Source organism: Emticicia sp. SJ17W-69 (assembly GCF_051209875.1).
Taxonomy (GTDB): domain Bacteria; phylum Bacteroidota; class Bacteroidia; order Cytophagales; family Spirosomataceae; genus Emticicia.
On sequence record NZ_JBNTQY010000001.1, the window covers coordinates 5,739,631 to 5,753,692 of the forward strand.

Sequence of the window (14,062 nt, forward strand, 5' to 3'; positions counted from 1 at the left end):
GTTAATCACTTTTGAAAGTAAGGCGATGAAAGGGCGTAAAACCATGCTCTTTTATCGCTTTTTTGTGAAATGGTGTTGGATAACCAGCATTTTGATGCCATTTATAATGGGGGAATTCTAATGCTAATCTTTCCATCAAATCATCTCGATATGTTTTGGCAAGAATAGATGCAGCAGCAATAGATAAAAATTTGGCATCTCCTTTCACAATACAAGTATGGGGAATAAGTGGGTAAGGCGTAAAACGATTGCCATCTATGAGCAAATGCTCTGGTCGAAGCACTAATTTTTCAACCGCTCGGTGCATTGCCAAAAAACTCGCTTTTAAAATATTTATTTTATCTATCTCTTCGTGCGATGCCTCGGCAACGGCATAAGCCAAAGCATCTTTTTTTATTTCTTCTCGTAAAATAAGTCGTTCTTGTTTGTTCAGTTGTTTCGAATCATTGAGCAAAGTGTGGGTATAATCTTTTGGCAAAATAACCGCTGCCGCTACAACAGGCCCAGCCAAACAACCTCGACCTGCTTCATCAAGACCTGCTTCTATGGCATCTATATTGTAATAAGAACGGAGCATGGAACAATGAGTGAGTTTTGAATGAGTGAATGTAATAATTCGCAGTTTTACCAGAAAGCAGCAATCTTATGAATGAACATAATCAACCTTTTTCATTTTCTTTATCAGATGATAAAAACGTAGTGTTAATAAAATTGCTGAAGCGGTAAGTCCAGCCAAAAGACCAATCCAAACGCCAATCGCATCTAATTTCATTGGAAAAGCCAAAAAATATCCCAAAGGTAATGCCACACCCCAATAAGCAAACATTGTTATCCAAGTTGGAATATTTACATCTGAAATTCCACGCAAAACACCCAATGAAACAACCTGAATACCGTCTGATAGCTGAAAAACTGCCGCAATTACCATCAATTTGATGGCAATTTTTATTACATCAACATCTGAAATATATAATTCAACCACAAAACGATTGAAAACAAAAAGAAGTAGCATCATTGTTGACATAAATGCAATAACCAAAAGGAATGCAACATTTGCCGAAATCCTAATTTTAGTAGTACTTTTTAGTCCCCTACCCTCGCCCACTCTTATTCCTCCCGCAACACCCAAACCTGCCGCCATCATGTAGGTTGTGGCAGCAACATTAATAGCTATTTGGTGAGCCGCTAATTGATTTTCTCCAAGCCATCCCATCATAATAACCGCCAATGAAAAAGCGGCAATTTCAAAGAAAAATTGTAAGCCACTTGGTACACCTATTTTGAGTATATTTACCACTAAGTCTTTGGTTTTCAAGGAGTTGTATTTACTTTTTAGGTATTTTGAAAATGTCTTATTTTTGTAAAGATACATCAACATTGCAAGCATCATCAGAATTCGAGTAATGAGCGTCGAAGCTGCCGAACCATCTAAGCCTAATTTTGGAAATCCTAAATAGCCATTAATCAAAAGAATATTAAACACTAAATTCATAATTAGGCCCATTACTGTAATCATCATCGCTACATAAGTGCGAGAAAGTCCATCTGAAAGCTGTTTTGCAGCGGCAAAAACAAACATAAAAACATTTGAAACAATAATAATTGCCATAAAAGATGGTGCTTGGCGATTAATTTCAGCTGATTGTTGAAAAACATCAAAGAAATATATACAGATGAAGCCTATCAAACCTAAAATGAACCCAAATAACAATGATACCTTCATTCCTGCCCTAAAAAGTCGATTAATTTCAGGAATATTACGCTCTGCTTTTGCCTTAGAAATCAATGGTGCAACAATCGAAAGCCCTCCTATTCCAATAGAAGAAATCAGAAAAGCAATAGAATTAGCAATTCCCGATGCTCCCAGTCCAATTTTTCCAATATATCGCCCCACCATTATATTATCAGTAACACCCATCAAAATAACACCCAATTGTGCCACGACAATCGGGAGAGCAAGCGAAAATGTTTTCTTGATTTCGTCTTCGTAAACCTTTGAAAAAATAGGCATTCTATGTTTCGTGTTTTTTATTTGTGATTTTGCCTCACAAAGGTCTTAAATTTTAATTAGAAAATGTTATCATCGCTATTCCTATTTAAACTATTGGTGATAAAAGCCCTATTCGATTCCGTAAATCTTGTAAATCATTTTAATCATAGTCGAAGATTTTTAACTTTGCTACACATTTACACTATTTTCTATGAAAAAACACCTTTTCTCTATTATTATTATTGGATTTATACTTGCTGCCTGTGATTCTACTATCAAAGAAAAAACACCAACGAATCTTTACGGACATTGGTTAAATAAAGAGTATTTGGAAGCGTTGCAAAACAGTCATTCTCCTCAACAAGTGGCCGAAAACTTGTCTTTTTATGCGACAGAGTTAGTTTTTGACCCAAAAAATGGTGATTCTATATTCGTTTTTAATGGACAAGTGGAGTTTTCAAATTTACCGATTAAACGAGCTGGTGATACCCTTCGTTTAAAACTAAACAATGATGAGCAAACCGAAATTATTTATTCGCCAATTGATAAAACCTTGTTTTTTACCGATAAGGCACTAAACAGAGTTTTCAGATTTGTTCGTGTTGATAGCAGCTTGATTGATAAAAGTTATACACCACAAGTGGCATTCCCTTCTGCTATTAACAAAGTTCTTTTTGAAGGTAATTGGGACATGTTTGAAAATCTTTCTACACAAAAAAACATTGTTTTTGATAAATTTGGTAATCTTAAAGGTTGGGATAAATACCAAAATTACACTGTTTGTGTCAACGGAGATTGTGCTGCTAATGAAGATGGAGATGTTATTTTCTTTGGAAATAAAGAAAAATCAGATCAATATGGATTTCGATCAAAAGGAGATTCAATTACAGTTTTTGAATTGAAACAAATAAATGACGCTGACGAAAAACCCGTCTATCATCATGGTTCTCCTTTAGTGCTTTTAGTGCGGAAACCTTCAGTATCTAAAAAGTGATTAAAAAATAAAAAGACTTTTTCTTACGAGAAAAAGTCTTTTTTATGATAGTAATATGAGTTTTTTACTCCCCTTTAGGGGCTGGGGGCTTTTAAACCCTACTCAATTTAATAGTATTGGTTCTATTATTTCTTTGTAGTGGCAAGCTTAGTGTATTAATAAATAAATCACCGCTCTGAAGTTCGCCTTTTTCTACCAAAAAGTCTTTAATTGTATCAACCACTTCCTCTACGTTCTTACCTTTTATTTCATCAATGATAAATACTTGTACACCAGAATAAAGGCTCAATTGTGTTGCTAGTTGTTTATTTCCTGTAAAAATAAACAAACTTGCTTTTGGACGGTGATGAGATAATCTAAAAGCTGTATAACCAGAGTTTGTAATACCAATAATGGCTTTTACTTTCAAGTCACGAGCCAAACGACAAGCAGTCATTACTACATTATCATTTTCTTTTTCATGTGACTTGTAACTATCTTCTGTTACACGTGTATGATGGCGGAAGTATAGTTTTTTCTCATCAGCCAATTCTTCAACTTTCACGATTGTATTAACCATCGTTTCAACAGCCAAAATTGGGTATTTACCCGAAGCACTTTCTGCACTTAGCATTACAGCGTCAGCACCGTCAAGTACTGCATTAGCTACATCGCCCACTTCCGCACGTGTCGGGCGAGGGCTATCAATCATACTTTCAAGCATTTGTGTTGCCACAATAACAGGTTTAGCTGCTAAATTTGACATTTCAACTAAACGCTTTTGAATCATTGGTACATCTTCTGAAGGAAGTTCAACGCCCAAATCTCCACGAGCTACCATAATTGCATCACTGGCATTTACGATTGCTTCCATGTTGATAATGGCCTCTGGCTTTTCTACCTTGGCGATTACTTTGGCGAGTTTACCTTGCTCTTTGATATATTTTTGAATTTCTTGAATTTCTTCGGGAGTACGAACAAATGACAACGCAACCCAATCTACATCATTTTCCAAGCCAAATTTCAAATCTTCCCAGTCTTTATCTGTAACAGATGGCTGTGAAATATTTGTATTTGGTAAATTTACACCTTTCTTTTGTTTTAAAAGTCCGCCATAAACTACTTCCGTGATGACGTCAGTGCCATCTTTGCCTATAACTTTTACTTCTAACTTACCATCATCCATCAAAATGCGTTCGCCAACTTGAACGTCATTATACATTCCTTTATAAGGCGTGCTTACTCTTTCAGCATTTCCGACAATATCATCACTTGCAAATCTTAATATATTACCTGCAAAAATTTCAACGCCATCGTTGCCACTTTCCATTAAGCCTATTCTAATTTTTGGGCCTTGTAAATCTTGTAAAATGGCACACTGATAACCATATTCCTCATTAATTTTACGAATACGATTAATTCTGATTTGGTGGTCGGCGTGTGTCCCATGCGAAAAGTTTAATCGAAAAACATTCACACCAGCTTTTGCTAATGCTAATAACATTTCTTCACTTTCGGACGCTGGACCGACTGTTGCTACAATTTTGGTTTTTCTTTGCATACCTGAAATAAAAATTTTCTTGGGCTTAGGAATCACGCAAAAATACTAAAATTTATGAGAATTGCCGAATAAAGTATTTTGATCATGCAAATTTTTATTAACAATTTTTGTTTTACTCATACCTAAGATACTGATATACAATACTTTATAGGGTATTTTTTTGAATTTTTACACATATACCAATATCACTACTTTTTTAAATAAATGAAAAAAAAATTAAGAACTTTTTGCCTAAAAAAAATATTCTGCTAAATTTGTACCCTTGTAAAATAACAAAACCATTGAAACATTCGTCAATCGCAATTTCACTTCTCCTGCTACTCAACCCTTTGGTGTGAGAAATGGAGATTTTGTATATACAAAAGCCCTTTCTTGCCTTGCTAAGAAAGGGCTTTTTAGTGAAACTAGCATGACACAATACTCACTTAACTATAAATCTCATTCAAAATGAGCCAAAAAATTTATGTTTTCGATACCACCTTACGAGATGGTGAGCAAGTTCCAGGTTGTCAATTGACAACCGAAGAAAAAGTAATGATTGCCAGAGAACTCGAAAAACTCGGTGTTGATATTATTGAAGCTGGTTTTCCGATTTCAAGCCCTGGCGATTTTCGCTCAGTTGTTGAAGTTTCAAAAGCTGTTACAGAGCCAACCGTTTGTGCATTGTCACGTGCTATCAAAGGCGATATTGATTCGGCGGGTGAAGCTCTCAAATTTGCCAAACGCCCACGTATTCATACAGGTATTGGTGCATCTGATATTCATATCAAACATAAATTTAATAGTAATCGAGAAGCCATTATTGAGCAAGCTATTGATGCTGTAAAACATGCACGAAACTTGGTTGATGACGTAGAGTTTTATGCAGAAGATGCTGGCCGTGCCGATTTAGAGTTTTTAGCTCGATTGACCGAAAATGTTATTAAAGCAGGAGCAACTGTTGTGAATTTACCTGATACAACTGGTTACGTTTTACCAAATGAAATGTTTGACAGGATTTCATATTTAATGAATAATGTGCCAAATGTCGATAAAGCGATTCTTTCGATGCACAATCATAATGATTTAGGTATGGCCACTGCTAATACAATTGCAGGTATCAGAGCAGGAGCAAGACAAGTAGAGGTTACAATCAATGGTATTGGAGAGCGTGCAGGAAATACTTCTTTGGAAGAAGTAGCGATGATTTTGAAAGTACACAAATCACTTGGCTATCATACAGATATTGAAAGTACACGCTTATTTCCGATGAGCAATTTGGTTTCTCAAACCATGCGTATGCAAGTGCAAGCAAATAAAGCAATTGTTGGAAGAAATGCTTTTGCTCACTCGTCAGGTATTCACCAAGATGGTTTCTTGAAACATACAGATACTTATGAGATTATTAGTCCACAAGAAGTAGGTGTGCCAAAATCTTCGATTGTTTTAACCGCAAGAAGTGGTCGCCATGCGTTAAAACATCGCCTCGAAATGCTTGGCTTTAAACTCGAAAAGCCTATTTTAGATGATACCTACAAACGTTTCTTGACATTAGCCGATGAAATCAAAGAGGTAAACGACAAAGATTTAGTGAAGTTGATGCGAGCGTAATGAATTAAGAATTAAAAATAATGAATTAAGAATGATGGCGTTTTCATGCTTTTACTCTTAATTCATTATTTTTTTATAGTTTTTTGAGCTTTTCTATAAAATTTTCCACCAAAAACAATCCGTTTTTTCTACAAAAAAAGCCTTTCATCAAATCTTCTATTTGACTTTAAGTAATATTCCCGCACATTTGTTGTTATTAAACTACCATAAAAGATTAAATTTGTGGTCTTAAAAATAAAAATACTTGATAATCAGTTACTAAAAAATTGACAAATTGTCAGGTTTTATCTATTTGGTGAGGTATTTGATAAAAGAAAGATTCATTAAAATCAAGAATTAACGAACAAAACATATAAAATGCTTAATTTTTTAACAAAAGGAATTACACAGATTTTTGGAACAAAGTCTGAAAAAGATAATAAGGAGCTACAACCTTACGTAAAACTCACTAATGATGAGTTTGCTAAACTTGCTAACCTTTCACACGACGAGTTTAGAGCAAAAACTAAAGAACTCCAAGATTATATTGCACAAAGGCTGTCACATATTGATAATCAAATTGATACCTTGAGAGCAGGAATTGACGAAAATCCTGATATGCAAGTCGATGAAAAAGAGATTGCCTTTAAACAAATTGACGCTCTCAAACTTGAGAGAAATAAAGAATTAGAGGTTGTTTTATTAGAAATTCTTCCAAAAGCTTTTGCGATTGTTAAAGAAACCGCTCGTCGTTTTTCTGAAAACTCATCTATCACCGTTACAGCCACTCACCTCGACCGTGAGTTAGCGATGAAAAAATCTCATATTACCATTGAGGGCGATAAAGCCATTTGGCAAAACCAATGGGTGGCCGCAGGAAACCTGATGACTTGGAACATGGTTCATTACGATGTTCAAATCATTGGTGGTGCTGCCTTGCACAAAGGCAAGATTTCTGAAATGGCTACGGGTGAAGGTAAAACCTTGGTGGCAACTTTCCCAGCCTTCTTAAATGCTTTGGCAGGAAAAGGCGTACATATTGTAACTGTTAATGATTATTTGGCTCGTCGTGACTCTGAGTGGATGGGGCCAATTTTTGAGTTTAATGGCATTACTTGTGAGTGTATTGATAAATACCCTGCCAATACCGCTGCTCGCCGTGAGGCATATCGTGCAGGTATCAGCTATGGTACAAATAATGAGTTTGGTTTCGATTACCTTCGTGATAACATGGTGAATGACCCTGAAGAACTCGTGCAACGTGAACACCATTACGCAATGGTCGATGAGGTTGACTCAGTTTTGATTGATGATGCTCGTACTCCTTTGATTATTAGTGGACCAATGGCTCGTACTGGCGATGAAGAATTGTTTTTATCATTAAAGCCACGTATTCAACGCATTGTTGAGGTACAAAAAACACTGACAAATGGTTATTTGAACGAAGCTAAAAAATTAATCGCCGCAGGAAATAAAAAAGATGGTGGATTGGCTTTATTCCGTGCGTTCAGAGGTTTACCTAAAAATAAGCCTTTGATTAAATATCTTTCGGAGTTTGGAATGAAAGCGATTTTGCAAGAAACAGAGGCTATCTATTTGGCAGAAAATCAAAAATTAATGCCAGAAGCCGATGCACCGCTTTATTTTACGATTGATGAAAAAAATAACTCAATTGAACTTACTGATAAAGGTATTGACTTCTTGACAGGTGAAAGTGAAGACCATAGTTTCTTTGTTATGCCTGATTTAGGTGTTGATTTAGCAGCAATTGCCAAATCAACAGCATTGAATGAGCAGGAGAAAATTGTCAAGAAAGATGAATTGATTCGTGATTATTCAACTAAAGCCGAACGAATTCACGCAGTAAACCAACTTTTGAAGGCTTATACTTTGTTTGAAAAAGACGTTGAATACGTTGTAATGGACAACAAAGTATTGATTGTAGATGAGCAAACTGGTCGTATCATGGACGGCCGTCGTTGGTCAGATGGTTTACACCAAGCTGTTGAAGCAAAAGAGAACGTTAAAGTAGAAGATTCGACACAAACGTATGCTACTATTACACTTCAAAACTATTTCCGTATGTACCATAAATTAGCTGGTATGACGGGTACTGCTGAAACTGAAGCTGGTGAGTTCTGGAAAATCTATAAGTTAGACGTTGTGACGATTCCAACAAATAGAAACATTATTAGAAATGACCAAGAAGATAAGGTTTATAAGACTGTTCGTGAAAAATATAATGCTGTTGTTGACGAAATCACAGAATTGGTAAGTATTGGTCGCCCAGTGTTGGTTGGTACAACTTCGGTTGAAAATTCAGAAATTTTGAGTAGAATGCTTACGCTTCGCAAAGTTCAACATCAAGTTTTGAATGCGAAACAACATGCTCGTGAGGCAGACATCGTTGCTGAAGCAGGAAAATCAGGTACTGTAACAATTGCAACCAACATGGCTGGTCGTGGAACTGACATTAAACTAACAGAAGAAAGTAAATCTGCTGGTGGTTTAGCAATTATTGGTACTGAACGTCACGATTCTCGTCGTGTTGACCGTCAGTTGCGTGGTCGTGCTGGTCGTCAAGGAGACCCTGGTACTTCGCAATTCTTTGTTTCACTTGAAGACCAATTGATGCGTTTGTTTGGTTCTGACCGTATTGCTTCTGTCATGGACAAAATGGGCATGGAAGAAGGCGAGGTGATTCAACACTCAATGATTACGAACTCTATCGAAAGAGCTCAAAAGAAAGTGGAAGAGAATAACTTTGGTACTCGTAAACGTTTGATTGAATATGATGATGTAATGAATATCCAACGTGATACCATTTACAAACGTCGTAAAAATGCTCTTTTTGGAGACCGTTTATCGCTTGATATTGCCAATATCATGTACGATACTTGTAGTGATATTGTGATGAATGCCGAAGGTAATTATGATGAGTTTGAGTTGCGTTGTTTGCAAAAATTAGCGATTCAACCCGAAATTACTCGTGGCGAATTCTCAAAAGGAAATCCAAAACTAATAGATAGGCTTTATCAACAAGCAGAACGAGCATATAAGGCCAAAAATGACGAGATTCGTAAGAATATGGTGCCTGTTTTGGCAAATGTACTGAAAGACCGTCGTGCTTTGGTTGATGAGCCTTTTATTGCAATTATTGGTGATGGTAATCAAAATATTGGCTTGTACTGCAATTTGAAAGCTGCTGTTGAAAGTGATGGCCGTGAGTTGATAAAAGAAATTGAGAAGCATATTTCGTTGAGCGTAATTGACCAAGAATGGAAAGAACATCTTCGTGATATGGATGACTTAAAACAATCGGTACAAAATGCTTCTTACGAACAAAAAGACCCATTGTTAATTTATAAATTTGAAGCCGTTGAGTTATTCAAGAACTTCTTGAACAAAGTAAATGCTGATACCGTTGGCTTCTTGATGAAAGCAGGCGTAGTAGAGATGCGTTTCCAACAATTAGCTCCACCAAAAACAGAAACGCCAAAATTACAAACTAATAAAGCGGCCGAGGAAGGTGGAAGCACAGAGTCGTCTGCGGCAAGATTAAATCCTTTACGTAATGTAAAAATTGCTGACCGCAACCAACGTGTAAGCGTACAATACAAAGACGGAACCGTGAAACGTGACGTAAAATACAAACACGTAGAAGATGATGTCATTGCAGGAAAAGCCGTTTTGGTTGAGTAAATCTCAATTATTTGATAGACAACAAAAAATCCTCGTCAATGGCGAGGATTTTTTGTTGTCTATTATTGGAAACTCAATAAATAACTACTCAAATCTGAAAGCTCTTGTTCTTTTAGTCCCATAGAAGTTGGGTCGGGCATTAGTGATTTCTCCATTTTTTCTTTTTTCAGAATATCGGCTACTTTTACCACGTGTTTTTCGCCTGCAGCATCTTTTATTATGAGATTTTTTCCATTATCACCAATCAGAAACCCCATGTAATATTTCCCTTGTTTGGTTTTGATGGTATATGTTTCAAAACCAAAAACCATGTTTGCCGAAGGGTTGATGATAGCATCTAAGAGGCTTAATTTATCAAATTTTTTATGAATATTGGTCAAATCTGGACCTATTTCATTACCGTTTTCGCCATGTTTATGGCAAGTAGCACAGTATGTAGTGAAAGTTATTTCCCCTTTTTTTACATTTCCTTCCATGCGATTAATAAAGTCTAATTTTAAAGGAGTGCCACTTCTTGGAAAAAACTGACTTGCCAAAATTCGCACTTTTTGCTCAGGATTATTTAAAATAATCTCGCTTATTTCTTTTGCAATTTTATCGTTAATTTGGTAACCAGCTTTCAAATCAACCAAAATATTACCCCCATCTGGGTCTTTTGCCATTTCTTTGGCAATTGTTATTTTTTCTTGTTCAGGCGTGTTTTTATTGATTAGCTTTTCTTTCAAACTCAACATTTTTTTCATGCCCGATGAAACGATTTCTGTCGAAATACTTTCCCAATTCATCAAATCTGCCCATTCGTTGGTTTTTCTGAAGTTTAGCCACCAAACTGCTTGCGTAGAAACATCTTTCTTTGGCGATTTAGATAATTCTATCATCGTTAAAACAGCTTTTTTATCTTTGATAAAAGCCAATGCCGTCAGCGATTTTGAACGACTTTTTTCACTTGATGAATGAATAACATTTGCCTTTAAATCTTCAATCGCTGTGCTTGGGTGCAAACGCCAAGCAATATTTGCTAAACGCTCATCATTGGCGTTTTTGAAGATTGTTTTTGCCAATTCATATACTTGCTCTTCTTTGCGATCGGCGGCCGTTCCAATTGCTTCTAAATACCAATCATCATTGCCATCGTATTTTTGTAATATTTTCGTTATCGTTTTTTCAGCATTCTCGAAAGGAATATCTCGCAATGCAATCGCTACTTCTCGACGAATAGCAGAATTTTGATCAGATGCCATTTTTTCACACAAAAAAACAACACTATTTTGCCCTCGTAAAGCTCTAAAAGCTACCAAACGTATATCTTCATCATTCGAATGTAGTAGATTTTCAACAAATGATTTTCCTTCATCGCCAAGTTGAGCTAAAAGCCAAATAGCTCTTGCTCTATGAAATGGGTTTTCTGACGAAAGTAATACTTTCAAGACAGGAATAGACTTTTGCCCGCCCAAAAATAAAGCCTCAAAGCCTAAATAACGCACATTTTGTGCAGGATTCTTTAAGGCTTCTATTTGTCCTTCTATGCTTGAAACATCAATTTTAGGCGTTACTAATTTTTTCCCTTTAGGTGTAAGTCTATATATTCTTCCATAACCTTTTTTGTCGTGCATGGCGTGTCCACCAACAATTGGATCGTACCAATCGGCTATGAAGATAGAGCCGTCGGTACTTGCACAGACATCCGATGGACGAAACCATTTTCGAGTATCTTTTCCTATTTCGTACCATTCATATTTCTCACTTGATTTTAAACCTTGTGAACTCACCAAATCATTGCGATTGAGCTCAAACCCTGCTCCTTTTTTTGTAGGAAAATAATTAAAGATTACATTCCTACCTGCCTCCGCACTAAGTAACATTCCTCGGTATTTTTCACCAAACGCATCGCCTTCATAAACATGGAAACCTGTGGGCGAACCCGCACCCGTATTATCACAAGCAGGCATAACACCAGGATCTTCTTGATGCCAAGAGGCTGTAAATATATCTTGATTAGGACGACGGTCGGCTTGCCAAGTTCGAGTACCGTCTGATGAAAAATAGCCTGCGTTTCCATTTTCCATCAAAAAACTTGTACGACAAGCTATCACTTGGTCATCATTATCATTTTGCCACATATTTCCGTAGGAATCCATCGCTACTTCGTAAGAATTTCGGAAATTATGCCCCAAAACTTTCAAACCTTTACCATCTTTTCCTATTTTTAAAGCCATCCCTCCTACCCACACACGTCCATCATCAGAAAATTGATTACCGTGATTTTCTTTGTTGTAAGGTGTTCCGCCAGTGTAAATACTTCCCGAACGAAGAGTAAAACCAGCTTTATCTCTTACATGATGAGGACCCGCATTTCCAACATTGAAGAAAAATTGTCCGTCAGGAGTCATCACACCTGAATGCAGCGAATGGTCGTGGTCTTTTCCGCCAAAACCAGTCAGAAAAATTTCTTTCTTATCTGCTTTATCATCACCATTTTCGTCAGTAAAAACATATAAATTGGGAGCTGCCGAAACATAGACTTTATTACCCACCACAGCGATGCCAAGCGGTGAAATCATTTCTTTGTCTTCTGCAAAAACCGTTGATTTGTCTGCTTTGCCATCTTGGTCAGTATCTTCTAAAATCATTACTCGCTCACCTTTTTCATGGTTTAGACGAGTTTCGGGTTTATTATTAAAATCTCGATAATTAACTGCTTCTGTCACCCACACTCTTCCACGTGCATCGACATCAATATTGGTTGGATTATAAAACATTGGAGATTCTGCCCATAATGAAATTTCCATATCATCGGGGCAATACAATTTATTAGAGTCTGCTTCTGAGAAGAAACCATTATTTGTGGAAGCAACATTTAAGGGCTTTTGTAGAGCAGTAAGTACCATTGAGATAACAAAAGCCGCTCCAATTAGTAGATTTTTTTTCATAAAACCTGATTATAAAAGTAAACCCACCTTGTCCAGAAGAACAAAGTGGGTTTCATTAAGATTTGTGTTACGATGTTTCATTTATTTTGTTGAGGTTCTTTCTTCGAATCGCAAAACTTCTTCCAAAGTTTTGTGCCTTTGGCTTGTTCTAAATGTTTTAGTTGAAGTAAATCCACACACATTTTTTGCGTATCCTTCGTGAGAGCATAGACTGCCGCACGAGCGTAGTAAGCATCTATATTTCGTGGGTCCAAATCAAGGCTTTTGGTAAGATTTTTTATTGCCGCTGCATATCTTTTCTGCTCTACATTCATATTTCCCTGCAATAAATAATAATTCGACTCATTAGCATCTATTGTATCTTTAGATGCTTCTGTTTTTCTTTTAGCAGCATTTTTTTCAGACCAACCCATGTCAAAACCCATTTTTATTTCTGCATTTACTGGTTTTCCTTCCCATATTGCTGGAAGCCATTTTCCGTTGCTTGTTTTGATGGCTTCTATGAGTTTGTTATTATATTTCTCATCTGTACTATTCAAAATCTCAATACCTTTTATTTCGCCCAACTTGGTTATAATAAATCGGGCATAAAAATCTCCCACTTTATAGGCAGGAAAATAAAAGTTATCAGAAATAAATTGAGCAGCAGATTTTTCATTATCTATAAAAAACGGTTCAAGATAGTTTCTCTTTGAAATAAAAATAGTATCCTGACCTTTTGTTCGATATTTTTCTGGAAAATAACCTAAATTATGAATGCGTGCTGGTATCAAAGAGATTTTAACCTTTGATGGTGGTGCGAGAGGGTCCTTGGTTATTTCTTGAACAACTAATTTTACATCATTTATTTCTAAAATTTGAATAAATGTCGACCTGCCAACCTGAATGGTATCACCTATTATTTGGTAAGAACTTTTCCCCGATTTGCCATCAATAGTGATTAGAAAATCGCCATTTTCTGAAAAAACATAACGCAGTTGCATATTTTTCACTTCCTCCAATAAAATGGGACTACCATCTTTTAGGCGAATTTCGTCTTTAACCCACTCTCCTATTAGTTTTTCTTTGAGTGTTTGAGCGTAAATTTGTGTTGTGAGTAATAAAAGAAGAAGAGTCTTGCCCATTTTTTGCGAATATATTATGTTGGGCGAAATATAGCAAAAAATGCAAAAACAAAAAAGTCTATCTTCAGAAGAAGACAGACTTTATGAATTTTGGGGAGGTAGATGGGGCTCGAACCCACGACCCTCGGTACCACAAACCGATGCTCTAACCGACTGAGCTACAACCTCCATTTCCGATTTGGAATGCAAATGTAGCTGTTTTTCTTTGACATT

At 36.3% G+C, this 14,062-nt stretch carries 8 protein-coding genes and 1 tRNA gene; 3 read left to right on the plus strand and 6 right to left on the minus strand.

From position 1 onward, the window contains the following. Position 1 precedes the first annotated feature (1 nt). Together ACQUQZ_RS23560 and ACQUQZ_RS23565 are read right to left on the minus strand one after the other, a co-directional pair. Complete coding sequence (locus ACQUQZ_RS23560) at positions 2-577, minus strand: ribonuclease HII (protein WP_435357572.1); 576 nt, start codon at positions 575-577, stop codon at positions 2-4. A gap of 66 nt (positions 578-643) precedes the next feature. Continuing rightward, positions 644-2,011 carry an MATE family efflux transporter gene (locus ACQUQZ_RS23565; RefSeq protein ID WP_435357573.1) on the minus strand — a complete coding sequence of 456 codons (1,368 nt, stop codon included), beginning with the start codon at positions 2,009-2,011 and terminating at the stop codon, positions 644-646. Between the two features lie 190 nt (positions 2,012-2,201). On the opposite strand from ACQUQZ_RS23565, the gene ACQUQZ_RS23570 reads away from it, so the two are divergent. After that, positions 2,202-2,984: a hypothetical protein gene (locus ACQUQZ_RS23570; protein ID WP_435357574.1), complete on the plus strand. Its 783-nt coding sequence runs from the start codon at positions 2,202-2,204 to the stop codon at positions 2,982-2,984. A gap of 91 nt (positions 2,985-3,075) precedes the next feature. Here ACQUQZ_RS23570 and pyk read toward each other — a convergent pair whose 3' ends face one another. Then, positions 3,076-4,524: a pyruvate kinase gene (gene pyk, locus ACQUQZ_RS23575; protein ID WP_435357575.1), complete on the minus strand. Its 1,449-nt coding sequence runs from the start codon at positions 4,522-4,524 to the stop codon at positions 3,076-3,078. Between the two features lie 447 nt (positions 4,525-4,971). Between pyk and ACQUQZ_RS23580 the strand changes: the two genes are divergently transcribed. Together ACQUQZ_RS23580 and secA are read left to right on the plus strand one after the other, a co-directional pair. Then, positions 4,972-6,114, plus strand: a complete 1,143-nt coding sequence (locus ACQUQZ_RS23580) for a 2-isopropylmalate synthase (RefSeq protein ID WP_435357576.1) — start codon at positions 4,972-4,974, stop codon at positions 6,112-6,114. A gap of 357 nt (positions 6,115-6,471) precedes the next feature. Continuing rightward, positions 6,472-9,795: a preprotein translocase subunit SecA gene (gene secA, locus ACQUQZ_RS23585; protein ID WP_435357577.1), complete on the plus strand. Its 3,324-nt coding sequence runs from the start codon at positions 6,472-6,474 to the stop codon at positions 9,793-9,795. Between the two features lie 62 nt (positions 9,796-9,857). Here secA and ACQUQZ_RS23590 read toward each other — a convergent pair whose 3' ends face one another. The 3 genes from ACQUQZ_RS23590 to ACQUQZ_RS23600 form a co-directional block, all read right to left on the minus strand. Then, positions 9,858-12,725, minus strand: coding sequence for a PVC-type heme-binding CxxCH protein (locus tag ACQUQZ_RS23590; RefSeq protein ID WP_435357578.1), 2,868 nt, complete (start codon positions 12,723-12,725; stop codon positions 9,858-9,860). Between the two features lie 77 nt (positions 12,726-12,802). Continuing rightward, positions 12,803-13,849: an energy transducer TonB gene (locus ACQUQZ_RS23595; protein ID WP_435357579.1), complete on the minus strand. Its 1,047-nt coding sequence runs from the start codon at positions 13,847-13,849 to the stop codon at positions 12,803-12,805. 91 nt (positions 13,850-13,940) lie between these two features. Next, positions 13,941-14,017: transfer RNA gene (locus ACQUQZ_RS23600), tRNA-His, on the minus strand. Between the last annotated feature and the right edge of the window lie 45 nt (positions 14,018-14,062).